The organism is Virgibacillus dokdonensis (assembly GCF_900166595.1).
Classification (GTDB): Bacteria; Bacillota; Bacilli; order Bacillales; family Amphibacillaceae; genus Virgibacillus; species Virgibacillus dokdonensis.
In genome coordinates, this window is record NZ_LT745763.1 from 2,325,479 (window position 1) to 2,344,920 (window position 19,442).

Here is a 19,442-nt window from a genome sequence, read left to right on the forward strand (position 1 = left end):
ACTTGTCCACAAAAATGCTATAATTGCCATTGAGGTGATTAAGATGCCATTTGATGGTATAGTAACGTACGCGACAACGAACGAACTGCATACCAAATTAACAGCGGGAAAAATAACAAAAATCTATCAACCAACGGAAACGGAAGTATTATTTACCATTCGAAATCATGGACAGAATGCGGTTCTTTTATGTTCTATCCACCCTACTTACTCCCGAATACACCTAACCGAAGAAATGTTTCAAAATCCAAAAGAACCACCAATGTTTTGTATGGTGTTGAGAAAATATTTATCTGGAGCCATCATCAAAAAAATTGAACAACGGGGTTTGGAGAGAATTATCCAATTCACGATACAATCACGAAATGAAATTGGAGACATAACCAAGAAAAAATTAATAATGGAAATTATGGGGCGCCACAGCAATTTATTGCTTGTAGACGGGGAAGATGGACATATTATCGATAGTTTAAAACATGTTTCCAGCTGGCAAAACCGCCACCGGACCATTTTACCTGGACAAATTTATCAGCTGCCACCAGAACAAAATAAATTAAATCCGCTTTTAATTCGTCCAGAACAGCTTATTAAAAAGCTAGACTTTAATGCTGGAAAATTAGACACCCAAATTGTAAACCTACTTAGTGGATTTTCACCTATCGTTGCCAAAGAGATTGTTCATCAAGCCCATTTAGGTAATGAGAAAGTATATGAGCAAATATTTACTGACATGCAGCAACAACTGTTAGATAAAGACTTTACTCCTGTGATCTATCGAAATCAAAAAGAAGATTATCATGTTCTCCCACTAACGCATTTAAAAGGAGAAAAACAAACTTTCCTGACAACAAATGGCATGCTTGACCAGTTTTACACTGGAAAAGCAGAAAGAGATCGAGTGAAACAGCAAACGAAGGATTTAGCACGCTTGTTAAAAAATGAATTAGCCAAAAATAAACGGAAACAAAAAAAACATGCACAAACGATGCAAAAAGCACAACGAAAAGAACACTATCAAAAAGCAGGAGAATTGCTGACAGCTCACTTACATCTCGTAACGCAGGGTGACAAGCAAATAACCGTAGTAGACTATTATGACCCAGAGCAAAAACAGTTAACCATTGATTTAGATCCATTGAAAACACCAAGTGAAAATGCACAGGCATACTTTAAGACATATCAAAAACTAAAAACTTCAGAATTAAAAGTGAAGGAGGAGATAGCAAAAACAGAGCAGGAAATGGAGTATTTGGAGAGATTACTACAGCAAATTGAAACAGCAAGCATACAGGATATTGAAGAGATTCGTGAAGAACTTCGAGATGAAGGCTATTTAAAAAAACAGAAAGCAACCAAGAAAAAGAAAGCAAAAACAGCCAAACCAGTACCTGAAAAATATATTGCATCTGACGGAACAACAATATTAGTCGGTAAAAATAATAAACAAAATGAATATGTAACGATGAAATTAGCTGCTCGCGATGATATTTGGTTGCACACGAAAGACATACCTGGCTCACATGTTATTATTCGTTCCGCTTCTCCTTCAGAAGACACCATATTGGAAGCAGCTCAACTTGCAGCTTATTTTAGTAAATCACGTCAATCCTCGTCCGTTCCAGTAGATTATACAAAAATTCGTCACGTAAAAAAACCGAATGGTGCAAAACCAGGCTTTGTAACGTATGATAATCAAAAAACAGTTTTTGTTACGCCTAATGAACAACTCATCCAAAAATTAACACCATAAAAAACGAAGGCTAATCGCCAAGTATAGTGGCGAAAGCCTTCTTTGATCGCTAACTTATTTAGCAAGATGAATGTTTGCAAATTTAAACAGCTTGTGGTTTTAAGTGTACATCGATATTTCCTCTAGTCGCCTTGGAATAAGGACATACTTGATGCGCTTTTTCCACAAGCTCCTCTGCTTCGTTTTGGTCAACACCTTTTATTTTCACTGTTAACTCTACACCGATTTTAAAACCATTATCGTCCGTATCTTTTAGAAAGCTAACAGCTGCTGTCGTCAAGGAATCAATTTCTTTCTTTTCTTTGGAAGCAACTAAATTTAAGGCACCATCAAAACAGGATGCATATGTTGCTGCAAAAAGCTGTTCTGGGTTTGACCCCTTGTCTTCTTTATTCGTAGCTGGATTTACTAGTTTAAGATCAATTAAACCGTCATCTGATTGTACATGACCATCACGTCCATTTTTTGCTGTCGCCTTCGATGTAAAAATCACATTTGCCATCTTTAAGCACTCCTTTTTTATAGACCATAATCCCATGATCAAAATTACTTAAACACTTGATTTCTGATGTCACCATTACTTTATGATTTGCAAGTAACAGGGTGCCATTAGAAACCACGTACTAGTAATATACCTTCCTATTCGCACTTTTAAACATCAAGATTTAGATGGCGTTAAAAAGGATGTCAATTCTTCTATAAAATGATTCACTTGTGGTAAAGAACGAATTCCCTCTTGAAAACAAACCCATGTTTTTCTAGAGACAGGTTCCCCATTTAACAGAAGCGGTAAATAAGGATAGTCTTCTTTCATAAAATCAGAGACACTTTCAGGTAACACAGCCATTCCTAACCCTTGCTTCATTAATTGCTTGCACGTCTCTATTTGATCAACCGTCATTGTTTTAATCGGTTTTATTTTATCTTGATGTACATAGAGCCAATGATCTACTAATTCATGCATACTATCATCAGAACTAAATGCAATGAGTGGACGTTCTTTAATAGAATCTGCAGGAAACGCTTCTGTATCAAAAATATATAATGGATCATCAAATAATGGAAGACAAGTAGTCTCTTTCAATTTTTCTCCACGGATAATACAAACATGATAATCTTTATGATTTCGTTTAATGTCTTCACTAATACCTGTCACTAGATCGATGGCAACTTTAGGGAATTTGGCTGTAAATCTTCCTAACAAAGCTGGTAAATACCGTTGCGAGATAAGGGAAGAGCAAGCAATCGATAATGTCCCTTGCACTTCGTTACTAGATATAGCTAGTTTATTTTGCAATGCATTTTCTCGTTGTATTACCTCCATAGCGTGTTGTAAAATTATTTCCCCTTCTGGTGTTGGAATAAGCTTCTTCGGGGTACGAATAAATACATTATGTCCAAAATATTCCTCCATATATTTCAAACGTTGGGTTACTGCAGGCTGAGAAATCAGTACTGTTTTTGCTGTACCTCGAATGGTTCCAATTTCTTGCAACTTTAACAATAGTTTGTAGTCGTCTATTTTCATAAACTCCACTTCCTCACTTTGTTTTTCTTTAAATAAGTTGATAAAAATTGCTTATCAAATACTATAACTATTCAATATTTTAATTATATCATGACATGTTTTATGCTTAAGATACAAGATAAAAATAATTACCTAAGGAGGAGTTTATGCTGGAAAAGGAATTAGTAAAAAAACCGTTTGCTAAACGCCCACAAGATTATGTAACAAGTACTACGCATGCATTGGGAATTAGTCAAGAAGTAATAAGTACATGGCTAAACCCTGCACCTACGATGGAAATGTTAGATATAGCAACAGGAGGGGGACATGTTGCTAAACAACTATCCCCGTATGTACGTATCGTATACGCAACGGACTTAACCAAAGAAATGCTTGCAAATACGAAACAACATTTACAAGCACTAACTAACCTTATATATATTATTGTAGACGCAGAACAACTGCCCTTTTTAGATGCTTCATTTGACCTCATCACATGTCGAATTGCTGCACATCATTTTCCGAATCCTGACCAATTTATTCGTGAAGTAAAGCGCGTATTAAAAAAAGATGGAAAATTCCTGTTCATTGACAATATCGTTCCAAACAATAAACAGCACGAGCTATTCATGAATCAGGTGGAAAAAATGCGGGATGAAAGCCATGTCAAATTCCTTACTAAAGAAGAGTGGAAATGTCTATTTAAACAACATGGACTAAAAATAAGTCAGCAACATACTCATAAAAAGACGTTATCTGTTAATAAGTGGCTAGATCGCACTTTATGTCATGAAGATGAAAAAAACACCGTCAGCAAACGTCTATTACAAGCAGATACAGATATAACAAACTATTATCAAATTAAAAAAAGAAATGAGAAACCACTGCAGTTTTCTATTGATGAATGGTCGGTTTTAATGGAGCATGAAAAATAAAGTATGACCTTTTCTTCCTCACGGATTGCTCTTAGCCATATCAAAACGGAGGTCTAATGTAAGATTCAATACAATAGCCCTCCTTTCCATACGTAACCTTTTACTAATTGAGACTTTCTTTCCAAGCCAATAATTGTTTGCTATCCATTTGATTAATCTTGCCATCAGCTTCTAGCACTTGAATGAATGCATCAAATCCTGTAATCGTATGATAATGGAAACCAGATTCACGAAAAGCCACCTCCGCTTTTCTCAACCCATATGTAAAAATGGCTAACACACCTGTCACCTCAGCTCCAGCTGCATGTAAAGCTTTGGCTGACGCAATAGCTGAGCCACCTGTAGAAATTAAATCTTCAATCACAATTACTTTTTGGCCTTGCTCTACTTCTCCTTCAATTTGATTACCTTTCCCATGCGCTTTCGGCTTGGAACGAACATACACCATTGGCAAATCAAGCGCTTCAGCTAACCATGCGGCATGCGGTATACCTGCTGTTGCACAACCAGCAATACAATCCAATTGAATTTGTTGTTCTTTTATAATCCTTGCAAATGCCTGGGTGATTTTTCGGCGTACAATTGGGTACGACATCGTTAAACGATTATCGCAATAGATTGGTGATTTAATTCCTGATGTCCATGTAAAATATCCTTCTGTTTTAATCTGTACGGCTTTTATTTGTAATAACTCACGTATAACCTCTTCACCTGTTGCCATTTGCCCACTCTCCTTTAATTTGATCATATGCTTGTTTCGGTGAGTCAGCTTGCGTTACTGTTCTCCCTACAACGATCACACTAGCTCCATGTTGTTTGGCATAGCTTGGGGTAGCAATTCTTTTTTGGTCGTCATCTTGTGCATCCACCAATCGAATCCCAGGCGTGACCGTTAAAAAAGAATTGCCACATACATTCTTTACAGCATTTGCTTCGTAAACGGAACATACTACACCATCCGCACCGTTTTTTTCAGCAAGCTTTGCAAAATGAAGTACATTACTTTCTAACGTTCCAGGTAGTCGCAAATTTTGTTCCATATATGTCTGATCCATCGATGTTAGAATCGTAACTGCTAATAATTTGGTCTGAAAACGCGTATTTCCTTCCACTAATCCTTGCTTTGCTGCTTGAATCATAGCACTTCCACCTAAAGCATGAACATTGACCATATCTACTTCTAATTTTGCCAAATTACGCATCGCTTTTTTTACTGTTGTTGGTATATCATGTAGTTTTAAATCTAAAAATATGGAATGCCCATTTTGCTTTAATTTTTCTATTAACGCTGGGCCTTCACGATAAAATAACTCCATCCCTATTTTTACTGGAACACCAATTAAATCATGCTTTGTTAAAAATTGATTTGTTGTATGCCAGTTTGGAAAATCTAATGCCAGATAAATAGATGCAGTCATTAAACAATCCCCTTTCCAATGGCTTCTTTTACGGAGCTAAAACCATACTGCATTAGCGTATGTGGTAATTGATCAATAATTTCCTTACATACGTACGGGTTTTGAAAATTAGCTGTACCAACAGCAACAGCACTTGCTCCTGCTAATAGAAATTCTAATACGTCTTCCGCGTGCATAATGCCACCCATGCCAATAATTGGAATAGAAACATGTTGTTTCACGTCATAAATCATTCGTATAGCGATTGGTTTAATGGCAGGTCCAGATAACCCGCCCGTTTTATTCGCAATGACTGGTTTTCTTGTGGCTAAATGAATTTGCATACCTGTCAATGTATTAATCATAGACAAACCGTCTGCTCCTGCTTTTTCAACGGCTTTTGCCATGCCTACAATATCAGCAACATTCGGTGATAATTTAACATAGACCGGGAGATTTGTAGCTTCTTTTACAGCTTCAGTGACTTTCTGCGCCATAAAGGGATCTGTACCAAATTGAATACCTCCTTCTTTTACATTGGGGCAAGAAATATTCAACTCCAAAGCAGCTACTTGATCCGTATGCTGAAAAGCTTTGGCAACCTGCCGATACTCTTCAATCGTACTTCCTGCTATATTAGCAATTATTGGTATTGAAAATGAAGCGAGAAATGGCACCTCTGTTGCAATGATTTTTTTTACGCCAGGATTTTGTAGTCCAATAGCATTTAACATTCCAGCAGACGTTTCCGCTACCCGAGGCGTGGGGTTACCAAACCTAGACTCCATTGTTGCTGCTTTCATAATAACTGCGCCCAGTATACTAAGATCATAAAAATCACTATATTCTCTACCGAATCCAAAACAGCCAGAAGCTGGCATGATTGGGTTCTTTAGTGATAAACCTGGTAATTCCACTGCTAGACTCATTTTAGTTGCACCTCCTCTGCTGAGAAAACAGGGCCATCCTGGCATATTTTTTTATATCCTCCATGATCATCTGTTGGAATGACACAAGCAAAGCATGCTCCTACTCCACATCCCATCCGTTCCTCAAGAGATAGATATCCTGGAATATAATTCCAACGTTCTTTTACTGCCTGCAGCATTGGCAGAGGCCCACAGGAGTAATACTCGTCAATAGAAGGTAGTGCCTCCTTGGAAATATCGGTAACAAATCCTGTTTCACCGTAAGAACCGTCATTCGTTACAACAATCGTTTTCCCTAACTCTTGAAACTTCCCTTCATAAAACACATGTTCCTTCGATTGGAAACCTAGTACAGCGGTTATCGTCACTCCGCTTTCTGTTAACTTTTTAGCTAAGTAGTAAAGTGGTGGCACACCTATGCCTCCCCCGACGATTAAAACCGAATTCTTGGTAGCCTTCACTAGTGGAAATCCATTTCCATTCGGACCTAACACGTCAATGACATCACCAATTTGATAAGTGGATAACTTTCTTGTACCTTCACCAAGTATTTTAAACAAAATCGTAACTGTATGAACAGAAGGATCAGCATCAGCAATGGAAATGGGACGTCTGAGCATATGTCCATCAACATGTAAATGAAGGAATTGCCCAGGAACTGCTATTTGACTGACAGCCTTATTTTCAAGCACCATCTCAACTGTATCAAGGGCAACGGTTTGTTTTGATTTAATCTTTAAAAGTTGTTGCATTAGATCACGACCTTTTTCTGTTCCATTGGTTTAGCTTGAAACGTCATCGAATCTATAATGTACAAAATTGCATTTGCTGTATCTAAATTCGTTAAACAAGCAATGCCATGTTCTACAGTTTCCCTCCGAATCCGAAAACCGTCAGAGCGCGGTTGTTTTCCAGAAGTTAATGTGTTAATAACATATTGAACTTCCCCATTCTCAATAACAGAAAGCACATTTGGTTGTTGTGAACCAATTTTACCTACTTTTGTTACAGGAATATCGTTTCGTTGAATATAGTCAGCGGTACCTTCTGTTGCATACAATTGAAAGCCTAGTTGATGGAATCGCTTAGCAATATTGATCATCTCTTCTTTATCTTTGTCTGCTACCGTTAATAATACACTTCCTTCCTGCGGTAATGTAAGCCCAGAAGCGATTAAGCCTTTATATAGTGCTTTTTCTAATGTTTTATCATAACCAATTGCCTCACCCGTTGATTTCATTTCTGGTCCTAAGATCGTATCTACACTGCGTAACTTCTCAAAGGAAAAAACCGGAACCTTTACCGACACTTGTTCATCTTCTGGCAATATGCCCGTTTCATACCCCATATCCGTAAGCTTTTCCCCTAGGATACATTTGGTTGCTAAATTTGCCATCGTTACACCAGTAATTTTACTTAAAAATGGGATCGTCCGACTTGCTCTTGGATTCACTTCTAATACGTACACTTGTCCATCGCTAACAATAAATTGAATATTAATTAACCCTTTTACTTGTAATGCATGAGAAATTTTTGTAGCTGCGTGTAAGCATTGATTTTTTACGTTTTGACTTAATCGTTGTGGTGGATATACAGCAATAGAATCTCCAGAGTGAACTCCTGCTCGTTCAATATGCTCCATAATCCCGGGAACAATAACTGTTTCCCCATCACTAATTGCATCTACTTCTACTTCTAACCCAGTAATATATTTATCAATTAATATCGGATGTTGGTCATTTATATGCCCTGTTTTTGCTAAATAAGCTGCAAGCTCTGCATCATTGTGAACAATTTCCATTCTTGCTCCACCAATGACATAAGACGGACGAACTAGTACAGGATAACCTATGGACATAGCTACTTCTTTAGCCCGCTCCATCTTCATGACTGTTTTCCCTTTAGGGCGTAATAACTGTAACTGATCGACAAGTAATTCAAATTTATCTCTGTCTTCTGCTTGATCAATGGCTCGTAAGCTCGTTCCTAATATCTCCACTCCCCGACGCTCTAACCCAGCTGCAAGATTAATGGCCGTTTGACCGCCAAACTGAACAATAACTCCTTCAGGCTGCTCCAGTTCAATGACATGCATGACATCTTCTAAAGTAAGCGGTTCAAAATACAATTTGTCTGAAATGCTAAAATCCGTTGATACTGTTTCAGGATTATTATTCATAATGATTGCTTCGTATCCCATTTCTTTTAAAGCCAATACGGAGTGCACTGTAGCGTAATCAAACTCAATTCCTTGCCCAATTCGAATTGGACCTGAACCAAGTACAAGCACTTTTTTACGATTAGATGCAAGAGATTCATTTTCCATTTCATAGGTGCTGTAAAAATAAGGCGTTTCCGAAGCAAATTCAGCCGCACAGGTGTCTACCATTTTATATACAGGAAGAATCTCATGTTTTTTCCGCAAAGCGTAGACTTCATCTTCCGCTTTTCCCCATAAGCGGGCGATATGTGGATCAGAAAACCCACGCTCTTTTGCTTGTCTTAGTATGTCAGGAGATTCTACATACTCCAGCAAAGCCTCTTCCATTGCAATTAATTTTTGTAATTTCACTAAGAAAAATCGGTCAATCTTCGTAATTTGAAAAATATCTTCAATCGTCATGTTTCTTCGAAGTGCTTCTGCTAATACAAAGATTCGTTCATCATCCGCTTTTTTCATTCGTGCCTGCAAAGCTTGTTCATCTAATGTCGTTAAGTTTTCTAGCCACAATTCATCTGTTCCTATATCCAAAGAACGAACGCCTTTTAACAGAGATTCTTCAAAATTCCTTCCAATTGCCATTACTTCCCCAGTTGCTTTCATCTGTGTTCCTAATTTCCGATCTCCTGTAGTAAATTTGTCAAATGGGAAACGTGGAATTTTCGTAACCACATAATCAAGTGTTGGCTCAAAGCATGCATATGTTTTACCAGTAATCGGATTAATAATTTCATCAAGTGTTAAACCAACAGCAATTTTTGCTGCCATCTTTGCAATTGGGTAACCAGTAGCTTTTGATGCTAATGCAGATGATCTACTCACTCGTGGATTCACTTCGATAATGTAATATTGAAAGCTATTCGGATCTAGAGCAAGCTGAACATTACATCCTCCTTCTATTTCTAAAGCACGGATAATCTTCAAGGAAGCATTACGTAATAGCTGATATTCACGATCACTTAATGTTTGCGATGGAGCAACGACTATAGAGTCCCCTGTATGAATACCAACCGGATCAATATTTTCCATGTTACACACAACGATCGCTTGGTCGTTCTTGTCACGCATCACTTCATATTCGATCTCTTTGAATCCAGCAATGTTCTTTTCGATTAAACATTGATGAACCGGAGAAAGTTTTAAGCCGTTATGAGCAATTGTTAGCAACTCATCCCTCGTATTACACATACCTCCGCCAGTGCCTCCTAATGTATAGGCAGGACGGACTATAACAGGGTAACCTATTTTATCGGCAAATGCACAAGCTTCCTCCACCGTATGAACAATTTGGCTCGCAGGAACAGGCTCATTTAATTCATACATTAAATCTCTAAATCTTTCACGGTCTTCCGCTTTTTGGATAGCTTGCAAGGAAGTTCCCAATAAAGTTACATTATATTCTTCTAATATCCCTGTTTCATCTAGTGCAACGACTAAATTCAACCCTGTTTGACCACCTAGTGTTGGTAATAATGCATCTGGTTTCTCCATTCGTATAATTTTAGTTAAAAATTCAACGGTTAACGGTTCCATATATACTTTATCTGCTACTGTATGGTCTGTCATAATTGTTGCTGGGTTAGAATTAGCTAATACAACAGTATAACCTTCTTCTTTTAATGCTTGGCACGCTTGTGTTCCTGAATAATCAAATTCAGCTGCTTGACCAATTACGATTGGACCCGATCCAATTACTAGAATCTTAGACATCAACTTACTTTTAGGCATATACTTCTTCCTCCTTCATCACTTGCTCTGTTAGCTTTAAGAATGAGTCAAATAGATGGTTCGTATCTTCTGGGCCTGGAGAACTCTCTGGATGATATTGTACTGAAAAAGCTGGAAATAATTTATGTTTTATGCCTTCTACGGTACCATCGTTTAACGCTATTTGTGTTAACTCTAAATTTGTTTTTGCAAGCGATGCTCGCTGTACTGCATAACTATGGTTTTGTGAAGTAATATACGTTTTATTTGTAAGTAAGTCTTTTACGGGATGATTTGAACCACGATGCCCAAAAGTCATTTTTTCCGTTTCTGCTCCACAAGCTAAAGCAAGCAGCTGATGGCCTAGACAAATACCGAATACAGGAAGCTTCCCGACAACTTGTTGCAACATATTCATCGTCTCTGGTACATCTTTAGGGTCTCCAGGTCCATTTGTAACAAGTAATCCGTCTGCTTTTAAACGGAGTATGTCTTCTGCTGAATAATTGTAAGGAACAACTGTAATATGACAATTTCTCTTCGTTAATTCACGTAAAATTCCGTGTTTCATTCCACAATCTACCACAACAATCCGTTTACCTCGTCCTGGTACAACATAAGGCTTTAAAGTAGATGTTTTTTGTACTTGATTTTTCGCTAAATCTGTCTTATGTAGTTTCCGCACTATTTCTTCTGAAGGAATAGTAATGTCAGCAATTGCTCCTTTCATTGTCCCCTGTAAACGAATTGTTTTGGTTAATTTTCTCGTATCAATTCCAGCTATTCCAGGAATATGGTTTGCTTTTAAATAATCGTCCAACGTTTCTTCACTGCGGAAATTAGAAGGATATTCAGCAACCTCTTTCACAATAAACCCCTGGATAAATGGTGTTACAGTTTCCATATCATCACGATTAATTCCATAATTACCTGTTAACGGGTAAGTCATCATAACAATTTGTCCGCAATAGGACGGGTCCGTTATTACTTCCTGGTATCCTGTCATTCCTGTATTAAACACGACTTCTCCTATAGCTTCTTGGGTACTACCAAATCCATCACCGATAAAAACAGTTCCATCATCTAATACTAACTGACGTTTGCCCATTATTTTACCCCCTCATAAACGATGTTTCCAGCTGCTATCGTTAGCGTTGGAACACCTTGCACTTCCCACCCATGAAACGGTGTATTTTTTCCCTTAGAATAAAAATTATTTTTATCAATCTTATCTGTTTGTTGTAAATCAATAAGTGTAAGGTCAGCTATAGAGCCTGCTTGCAATGTACCATATGGTAATTCAAATATTTCCGCTGGTTTTGTTGCGAGCCAAGAAACAAGTTGTTGCAAGCTGATTTTTTCCGTCAAAACAAGATGTGTATGGAGTAAGGAAAATGCATGTTCTAAACCTACAATTCCAAACGGAGCCGTTAAGAGTTCTTGTTCTTTTTCTTCCTTTGCATGTGGTGCATGATCCGTTGCAATAAAATCAATCGTACCGTCGATTAATCCATTTAAAAGTGCCTCTTGATCCTGTTTAGATCGTAATGGGGGATTCATTTTAAAATTCGTATTAGCAGTGTGAATATCTGTTTCATTTAACAATAAATGATGTGGTGTTACCTCCGCTGTTACACGAATTCCAGCTCTTTTTGCATCTCGAATTATTCGTACAGACTCTTTTGTACTAACGTGACATACGTGATAATGGCAACCCGTGGCCTCTGCCAGCAGTACATCTCTAGCAATTTGCACAGACTCAGCTAGAGATGGAATACCAGGAACATTTAATCGTTTACTCACTTCCCCATCATGGACTACACCACCATAAACAATGGAATTATCTTCACAATGAGCAACAATTGCTTTATTTTGCGCCTTTGCAAGTTTCATTGCTTGAAGCATTAAATCAGCTGTTTGGACTCCGACACCATCGTCTGTAAACGCAAAAGTACCACCCTGCGCTAATGCAGGAATATCTGTTAGTTCTTTACCATGCAGTTGCTTCGTAATTGCCGCATAGGAAAGAACACGAACGACAGCGTCATCCTCGATTCTTTGTTGCAATTTTTGAACTGTCTCAACTTCATCAGGAACAGGATTCGTGTTTGGCATCGCACAAACAGTAGTGTATCCACCTCGAGCAGCTGCCTTCGTTCCTGTAAGAATGGTCTCCTTATGTTCACCTCCGGGCTCACGTAAATGGATGTGGACATCAACGAATCCAGGAAGAGCCAATCGTCCATTTCCGTCTATTTCCATGTCGGTCTGTTCTTCTATGGCAAAAGCTATTTTCTTTACCTTATCATTTTCAATCAGAATATCTCTTTTAACTAACTCCCCCGTAGGTAAAAGATGTTTGATGTTTTTCACTAATTTTTTCATCCATGATCCCCCATTCTTTTAGTACACTGCTCATAATTGCCATTCTTGCATAAACACCATTATTCATTTGCTTAAAAATCCTTGAGCGCTCACACTCTACTAAATCCGTATCAATTTCCACATTTCGATTTATTGGCGCCGGATGAAGAAGAATAGCATGTGATTGCATTCTTTTTTCACGTTGCTTCGTTAAGCCATATTTGTCTAAATAGCTTGTTGTTTTGTCATACGCTATTTGATGTCTTTCATGCTGAATGCGTAATAGCATAAGTGCATCCGTCATCTCTACGGCTTCGTCCATAGATATATAAGGAAACGGCAGCGCGTAGTCTTTGCACCCTTCAGCGGCAGTTAAATACACATTGGCACCCATTTTTTGTAACGTATACGCATTCGATTTGGCTACGCGGCTATGTGAAATATCCCCCGCAATGGCTATATTTATTCCTTTAAATCGATGAAACTCTTGATAAATCGTTAGTAAATCTAATAAACATTGCGTTGGATGTTCTTTCTTCCCTGCTCCTGCGTTAATGATTGGAATGGATAAATTACCCCTTAGTTCATCCATCCAACAATCATCCTGATGGCGAATAATTAACAGATTGGCACCAATAGCCTCAAACGTTTTAGCTGTATCGTATAGCGACTCTCCTTTTTGCGTACTAGAAAACTCCTTATTAAAGTCTAGAATATCCAACCCTAATTTGCGCTGTGCAACGTTAAAGCTCATCTTTGTCCGAGTACTCGGTTCAAAGAATAAATTTGCTGCAAATAGTTGCTGATCGATATGAAATGAAGATTCACGATAATGCTCCGCTAAGTGTAAAAAACTCATAATTTCCGTTTCTGTCCAGTCATCTAATGAAATAAAATGTCGCACCATTTTTCTTCACTCCTTTTGTTATATTTGAAACAAACTTTGTTGTTTTTTAAGCAATTAGTAGTGATATTTTATTTTGAATCCTTTTGAACAAACAATTAGTGTAGATTAAAGGCGTAAGCGTCCGTTTAGCAACGTAGCGAATGGAACGAATCAACTAAAGATTTAGGAATCATGCCCCTGCAAATGGGGTATACCAACGTCGTGCGGCAAGCCCGTTTTTAGTCGGTCTTCCTCTTAGCGACGAAATGATGAGATGATGACTTATCGTAGGGAATTCGTGAAGTCACCTCGTTGCTGGGCGATGGAGACGGACGTGGCTGTTCGGTTATTTCCATGTTCACCAGCACCTCACTTTAACTTCCTTATCTTTTTTTCTTGTCGCCACGTCTTATGGCGAATGCTGTAGTTTTTCTTATCTAAACCTTTAAACTTTCATACTTTCCTATAGTATAAAAAAACCTCTTTGCGCTAAAAGGTCGCAAAGAGGTAAACGTGTAGTGTATACACGTATTATCTTGGACAACCTTTCAGATCTCTCGTACCTGATTAAAGGTTTAGTCAAAATGTTTATTTTTCGTATATAGAAACTGTGTCTGCAGTCCCATCAATTTCTTCAAGCTTTACCATAATGATTTCTTTTTCGGAGGTAGGGATATTCTTTCCTACATAGTCAGCGCGTATTGGAAGCTCACGATGGCCTCTGTCAACCAAAACACCTAATTGAATTTGTGCTGGTCTTCCAATATCCATAACCGCATCCATTGCTGCCCGTACAGTTCTTCCTGTATATAGAACATCATCAATTAATACTACTTTTTTGCCATTGATATCCGTTGAAATGTGAGTTGCCTTTAGATCTGGATCTTCTCCTTCAATCGCTTTATCCAAGTCATCTCGGTATAATGTAATATCAAGATCACCGACTGGCACTTCCATGTTTTCAATTTGGTTAATCTTTTTTTGCAAACGTTTCGTGATTGGTACACCTCGTGTTTTTATACCAACAAGGACCAAATCTTCTCCGCCCTTATTTTTCTCTAATATTTCATGGGCAATTCTCGTTAACGCTCGATTAATTGCTGATGCATCAAGTAAATCTGCTTTTTTCTTCATCTTTTTCACCGTCCCATTTTAATTAGTTGTTTCCACTCCATACTGCTTTTCTCATTCGGGACTCAATATGCTCCGAGTATGACGACGACATACAAAAAGCCCTTTTATCCATGAGGAAAAAGGGCCTACTGTTCTAGAGTCATTCCGTAACCTTTTTAGCCTCACTGGACTATGTTTTAAAGGAGCTATTTAATTCTTCTTTGTAAGTATGGCAAATTACGTTTCATTTGTCAATACATTTTTTGAATATAAACAAGCAAATCCTGAAAATAAATCGGTAAATCTGTAGTAAAATGCATTTCTTCATTCTGGATTGGATGGTTAAAGCGTAGCTCTTTCGCATGCAATACTTGCCCATTTGTAGGCAATGTTTTTCTTGGGCCATATTTAGGATCTCCTACAATCGGATAACCGATATACTTCATATGAACACGTATTTGATGCGTTCTTCCTGTCTCTAATTGACATTCCACATGAGAAAAATCTTGGTAAGATTGAAGGACGCGGAAATGCGTGATAGCTTGCTTACCATTGTCAACAACAGCCATTTTTTGCCTATCTTTCGGGTCTCTGCCAATGGGAGCTTCTATTAATCCTTTTTCATGAGGAATTTGCCCGTGCACAATGGCTTGATATGTTCGCTTCATTGTTTTTTGAACTAACTGATTAGCCAACTGTTGATGCGCCTCATCATGCTTTGCTACTACAAGTAATCCACTCGTATCCTTGTCAAGCCGATGAACGATGCCGGGCCTTTCTACTCCATTTATTCCAGATAAATCGGTACAATGATAAAGTAAAGCATGCACTAACGTCCCACTCTGATGACCAGCAGAAGGATGGACAACCATCCCCTTAGGTTTATTTACGACTAAAATATCCTTATCTTCATAAACAATATCCAAATCAATGGCTTCTGGTATTAATGATAAAGGTTGTGTCTCTGGAACCATCCATTCAATCCGATCACCCTGCTGACATTTATAATTTGGTTTTATGCATGCACCATTTACCGTAACATAAGCTTCTTCAATCCATGATTGTACACGTGAACGAGAAACATTATTATTTTGCTCGGCTAACAACTTATCAACGCGTGTTTTATGCTCATGTTCACCAACAATATATTTATTCTTTGTCATGATGCTATTTTCCCTTTCTTTCGTTCTTCAAGAAACATAGTAATGATTATGAAAAAAACGCCTACGACTAAACTGGCATCTGCTATATTAAAAATCGGGAAATCATAACCAAGGATAATAAAGTCAAAAAAATCGACTACCTCTTTGCGAAACAAGCGATCAATAAAGTTACCAATCGCACCTCCCAATACAAAACTTAATGCTATTCCTAATAGTTTACTCTCTTTTGCATATGCTTGTATGTAATAGACAACGACAGCTACAACAATCACCGTAACAATATAAAAGAAGGTCATTTGTCCTTCTAGTATTCCCCAAGCAGCCCCTATATTACGATGGGAAGTAATGTAGAAGAAATTCTCTATCAGGGTGATCTGCTCTCCCAATTCCATTCTCGTCACTATTAGCCATTTACTAGCCTGATCAAGTACAATAATTAATAGTGCAATTATATAATACCAATACATGTTCTTTCCTCCGAAATTTTGTTTTAAACTTTAGTTTAATGGTAAACGTTACAAGCAAAAATAGCAATATATTTACGACTTTCGTACTGGTGTAAAAAAGGTTAAACCCCCGAGAAGGAGTTTAACCTTTTTTATATTAAATCGATGTAAGGTTTTTCACTACATCTGCACAACGGGTACAAAGTGTTGGGTGTTCTGCGTCTTCTCCAACGGTATTGGAGGCAACCCAGCAACGCTCACATTTTTCTCCAGGATGCTTCTCTACATACACATCGACATGCGTATACACCTTAGCATGCTCGCTTGTTTCCGCTAGGTTTACTTCTGAAACAATAAAGTACTGGTGAAGATGACCCATCGCTTGTAATACTTCTTTGGTTTTTACATCTTTTGAAATGATCGTTAATTTAGCTTCTAATGATTTACCAATCACTTTTTCATTTCTTGCTTCTTCTAAAGCTTTCAAGACATCATCACGAACAAGCATAAAATGATCCCATTTTTCAGCTACTTCATTCCATTCATTCATTTCATCTGGTTCCGGCATATCTGTTAACTGAACCCAATCTGCTTCTGTTTCAGGAATATACTCCCACACTTCTTCTGCAGTATGTGGAATGATAGGTGTCAATAACTTAACAATCGCTGTTAATATTTCATAATAACCTGTTTGAATACTTCGTCTACGCTTATTATCCGCTTGTTCAATGTAAAGTATATCTTTAGCAAAGTCCAAATAAAATGAGCTTAAATCAACAGCACAGAAATTATGAATTTGATGGAAAATTGGTGAAAACTCATAGTTGTCATAATTTTCCCTTACGCCGGCAACTAATTTCTTCAACCGATGTAGCATGTATTGATCTACTTCTTCCAAATCAGCATATGGAACACGATCCGTTGATGGTTGAAAATCACTAAGGTTTGCAAGCATAAAACGAATCGTATTACGAATTTTACGATATGCTTCTGAGATTTGTTTTAAAATGTCATCTGAAATACGAACATCTGCTTGATAATCTACAGATGATACCCACAGACGTAAAATATCAGCACCAAGCTGCTTCTGCACTTTAGTAGGTTGAATGACATTTCCTAAAGATTTACTCATTTTACGACCATCACCATCAAGTGCAAAGCCATGACTAATTACCGATTTATATGGCGCTTTTCCTGTCACAGCTACAGATGTGGATAAGGACGAGTTAAACCAACCACGATATTGATCGCTTCCTTCTAAATATACATCCGCTGGACGATGATGATCATCTCTACCAATTAATACAGCTTCATGAGAAGAACCAGAGTCAAACCAAACGTCCATAATATCCATTTCCTTTGTAAAAATGCCGTTTGGACTATTCTCTGAGGTGAACCCTTTTGGTAATAAATCTTTTGCTTCCCATTCAAACCAAATATTTGACCCATGCTCTTTAAACAGTTCGGATACATGGCTAATCGTTTCATCTGTGATAATTGGCGTACGATCTTCCCCATAAAAAACCGGAATTGGAACACCCCAAGCACGTTGTCTGGATATACACCAATCTTCACGATCTCTTACCATGTTATATAATCTTGTCTCTCCCCACTGTGGGTACCATTGAATATTTTTAATTTCTTCTAAAATAGTTTGGCGAAAGTCTTTAATGGACGCAAACCATTGTGACGTTGCTCGGAAAATAGTTGGTTTCTTCGTCCGCCAGTCATGCGGATAAGAATGGGTAATAAATTGTAATTTTAACAGAGCCCCAGTTTCTTCTAACTTTTCCGTAATCAGTTTATTCGCCTTATCATAGAAAAGCCCAGTAAATCCTGGTGCTTCGTCTGTAAACACCCCTTTTTCATCAACAGGACATAAAGCATCAATACCGTACTTTTTCGCTACATAAAAGTCTTCTTCCCCATGTCCAGGAGCATTGTGTACACAGCCTGTTCCAGTATCCGTAGTAACGTGATCACCAAGCATCACAAGCGAAGATCGATCGTAAAATGGGTGTTTCGTTAAAATATGTTCCGCTTGTTCACCACGAAATGTTTTTTCTATTTGATAAGCTTCCCACCCTAGCTCTTCAGCTACGGTTTCTAACAATGCATGTGCGATAACATACCTTTCTTTATCTACTGCTACAACAATGTACTCCAATTCTGGATGTAAACTAATTCCTAAGTTAGCAGGAATCGTCCAAGGCGTAGTTGTCCAAATAATCAACTTGTCTCCTGCATTTAGCAGTCCTTTCCCATCCGTTACTTCAAAGGCAACGTAAATAGACGGAGATCGTTTATCATGGTATTCTATCTCAGCTTCGGCTAAAGCAGACTCTGAAGAAGGTGACCAATAAACTGGCTTAAGTCCTTTATAAATATAGCCTTTTTTAGCCATCTCTCCAAACACTTTTATTTGTGCTGCTTCATAATCCTTTGTTAACGTAATATATGGGTTGTTCCAATCCCCGCGAATTCCTAATGTTTTAAATTGATTACGCTGATTATCCACCTGCTTTAACGCGTATTCTTCACAGAGCTTACGAAATTCAGCAATGCTTAACGCTTTACGATTGATTTTTTTCTTCTTTGTCAATGCTGTTTCAATAGGCAATCCATGTGTATCCCAACCAGGAACATATGGTGCGTAATAGCCACTCATAGACTTATATCTAATAATAAAATCTTTTAAGATTTTGTTCAATGCATGACCGATATGCAAATCCCCATTCGCATATGGTGGTCCATCATGCAAAATAAACGTTGGGCGTCCTTTTGTCCGTTCCAAGCTTTTTTCATATAGTTTGTTTTCGTCCCAATCTGCTTGTCGATTTGGCTCTTTATTTGGTAAATTACCACGCATTGGAAACGCGGTTTTCGGCATTAATAATGTTTCTTTATATTCCATTATTGCCTTCCTCCTTTAAGGTGTTGTTATTAAATGCTTCATCATACTTTTAATTATGAAGTCATTCACATCGTGACCCAATATCAGACAAACTTGGATTATAAAACTTC

15 protein-coding genes and 1 pseudogene are annotated in these 19,442 nt (G+C 37.8%); 2 read left to right on the forward strand and 14 right to left on the reverse strand.

What is annotated here, in order from left to right:
• Positions 1-43: 43 nt before the first annotated feature.
• A complete protein-coding gene (locus B2C77_RS12505) occupies positions 44-1,750 on the forward strand; it encodes an Rqc2 family fibronectin-binding protein (protein WP_077704244.1) in 1,707 nt (568 codons plus the stop codon).
• 82 nt (positions 1,751-1,832) lie between these two features.
• Here the strand turns inward: B2C77_RS12505 and B2C77_RS12510 are convergent, their stop codons facing one another.
• On the reverse strand, positions 1,833-2,252 hold the full coding sequence (locus tag B2C77_RS12510) for an organic hydroperoxide resistance protein (protein ID WP_073005204.1): 420 nt from the start codon (positions 2,250-2,252) through the stop codon (positions 1,833-1,835).
• Between the two features lie 156 nt (positions 2,253-2,408).
• Positions 2,409-3,278 (reverse strand): LysR family transcriptional regulator, encoded by an 870-nt coding sequence (locus B2C77_RS12515; protein ID WP_077704247.1) that lies wholly within the window; start codon positions 3,276-3,278, stop codon positions 2,409-2,411.
• A gap of 146 nt (positions 3,279-3,424) precedes the next feature.
• On the opposite strand from B2C77_RS12515, the gene B2C77_RS12520 reads away from it, so the two are divergent.
• The gene (locus B2C77_RS12520; RefSeq protein WP_077704250.1) at positions 3,425-4,192 is read left to right on the forward strand and encodes a class I SAM-dependent methyltransferase; all 768 of its coding nucleotides are present in this window, start codon (positions 3,425-3,427) and stop codon (positions 4,190-4,192) included.
• 103 nt (positions 4,193-4,295) lie between these two features.
• Here B2C77_RS12520 and pyrE read toward each other — a convergent pair whose 3' ends face one another.
• The 12 genes and pseudogenes from pyrE to ileS form a co-directional block, all read right to left on the reverse strand.
• A complete protein-coding gene (pyrE, locus tag B2C77_RS12525; RefSeq protein ID WP_077704255.1) occupies positions 4,296-4,913 on the reverse strand; it encodes an orotate phosphoribosyltransferase in 618 nt (205 codons plus the stop codon).
• A complete protein-coding gene (pyrF, locus tag B2C77_RS12530; protein ID WP_077704259.1) occupies positions 4,900-5,610 on the reverse strand; it encodes an orotidine-5'-phosphate decarboxylase in 711 nt (236 codons plus the stop codon). Before pyrF ends, pyrE begins: the two co-directional genes overlap by 14 nt.
• Entirely contained in the window at positions 5,610-6,518 is a 909-nt protein-coding gene (locus B2C77_RS12535) for a dihydroorotate dehydrogenase (protein WP_077704263.1), read from the reverse strand. The genes pyrF and B2C77_RS12535 overlap by 1 nt, the downstream gene beginning before the upstream one ends.
• Positions 6,515-7,270: a dihydroorotate dehydrogenase electron transfer subunit gene (locus tag B2C77_RS12540; RefSeq protein WP_077704267.1), complete on the reverse strand. Its 756-nt coding sequence runs from the start codon at positions 7,268-7,270 to the stop codon at positions 6,515-6,517. Before B2C77_RS12540 ends, B2C77_RS12535 begins: the two co-directional genes overlap by 4 nt.
• Entirely contained in the window at positions 7,270-10,467 is a 3,198-nt protein-coding gene (gene carB / locus B2C77_RS12545; protein WP_077704270.1) for a carbamoyl-phosphate synthase large subunit, read from the reverse strand. Before carB ends, B2C77_RS12540 begins: the two co-directional genes overlap by 1 nt.
• Positions 10,460-11,554: a glutamine-hydrolyzing carbamoyl-phosphate synthase small subunit gene (gene carA / locus B2C77_RS12550; RefSeq protein WP_077704275.1), complete on the reverse strand. Its 1,095-nt coding sequence runs from the start codon at positions 11,552-11,554 to the stop codon at positions 10,460-10,462. Before carA ends, carB begins: the two co-directional genes overlap by 8 nt.
• Positions 11,554-12,831 carry a dihydroorotase gene (pyrC, locus tag B2C77_RS12555; RefSeq protein WP_077704278.1) on the reverse strand — a complete coding sequence of 426 codons (1,278 nt, stop codon included), beginning with the start codon at positions 12,829-12,831 and terminating at the stop codon, positions 11,554-11,556. Before pyrC ends, carA begins: the two co-directional genes overlap by 1 nt.
• Entirely contained in the window at positions 12,776-13,714 is a 939-nt protein-coding gene (locus tag B2C77_RS12560; RefSeq protein ID WP_077706905.1) for an aspartate carbamoyltransferase catalytic subunit, read from the reverse strand. Before B2C77_RS12560 ends, pyrC begins: the two co-directional genes overlap by 56 nt.
• A gap of 570 nt (positions 13,715-14,284) precedes the next feature.
• Positions 14,285-14,830, reverse strand: a complete 546-nt coding sequence (gene pyrR, locus B2C77_RS12565; protein WP_077704281.1) for a bifunctional pyr operon transcriptional regulator/uracil phosphoribosyltransferase PyrR — start codon at positions 14,828-14,830, stop codon at positions 14,285-14,287.
• Between the two features lie 230 nt (positions 14,831-15,060).
• Positions 15,061-15,972, reverse strand: a complete 912-nt coding sequence (locus B2C77_RS12570) for an RluA family pseudouridine synthase (RefSeq protein ID WP_077704284.1) — start codon at positions 15,970-15,972, stop codon at positions 15,061-15,063.
• Positions 15,969-16,448, reverse strand: a pseudogene (lspA, locus tag B2C77_RS12575) (signal peptidase II); the annotation flags it as partial. The gene B2C77_RS12570 and the pseudogene lspA, both read right to left, overlap by 4 nt.
• Positions 16,449-16,575: 127 nt before the next feature.
• Positions 16,576-19,332 (reverse strand): isoleucine--tRNA ligase, encoded by a 2,757-nt coding sequence (ileS, locus tag B2C77_RS12580; RefSeq protein WP_077704289.1) that lies wholly within the window; start codon positions 19,330-19,332, stop codon positions 16,576-16,578.
• Positions 19,333-19,442 lie beyond the last annotated feature (110 nt).

Bases quoted from the DNA above. Each gene is read 5' to 3' on its own strand.
- B2C77_RS12520 (WP_077704250.1), top strand. From the start codon at position 3,425: ATGCTGGAAAAGGAATTAGTAAAAAAACCGTTTGCTAAACGCCCACAA.
- pyrE (WP_077704255.1), bottom strand. From the start codon at position 4,913: ATGGCAACAGGTGAAGAGGTTATACGTGAGTTATTACAAATAAAAGCC.
- pyrC (WP_077704278.1), bottom strand. From the start codon at position 12,831: ATGAAAAAATTAGTGAAAAACATCAAACATCTTTTACCTACGGGGGAG.
- carA (WP_077704275.1), bottom strand. From the start codon at position 11,554: ATGGGCAAACGTCAGTTAGTATTAGATGATGGAACTGTTTTTATCGGT.
- B2C77_RS12535 (WP_077704263.1), bottom strand. From the start codon at position 6,518: ATGAGTCTAGCAGTGGAATTACCAGGTTTATCACTAAAGAACCCAATC.
- B2C77_RS12570 (WP_077704284.1), bottom strand. From the start codon at position 15,972: ATGACAAAGAATAAATATATTGTTGGTGAACATGAGCATAAAACACGC.
- B2C77_RS12540 (WP_077704267.1), bottom strand. From the start codon at position 7,270: ATGCAACAACTTTTAAAGATTAAATCAAAACAAACCGTTGCCCTTGAT.
- pyrF (WP_077704259.1), bottom strand. From the start codon at position 5,610: ATGACTGCATCTATTTATCTGGCATTAGATTTTCCAAACTGGCATACA.
- carB (WP_077704270.1), bottom strand. From the start codon at position 10,467: ATGCCTAAAAGTAAGTTGATGTCTAAGATTCTAGTAATTGGATCGGGT.
- pyrR (WP_077704281.1), bottom strand. From the start codon at position 14,830: ATGAAGAAAAAAGCAGATTTACTTGATGCATCAGCAATTAATCGAGCG.
- ileS (WP_077704289.1), bottom strand. From the start codon at position 19,332: ATGGAATATAAAGAAACATTATTAATGCCGAAAACCGCGTTTCCAATG.
- B2C77_RS12515 (WP_077704247.1), bottom strand. From the start codon at position 3,278: ATGAAAATAGACGACTACAAACTATTGTTAAAGTTGCAAGAAATTGGA.
- B2C77_RS12510 (WP_073005204.1), bottom strand. From the start codon at position 2,252: ATGGCAAATGTGATTTTTACATCGAAGGCGACAGCAAAAAATGGACGT.
- B2C77_RS12505 (WP_077704244.1), top strand. From the start codon at position 44: ATGCCATTTGATGGTATAGTAACGTACGCGACAACGAACGAACTGCAT.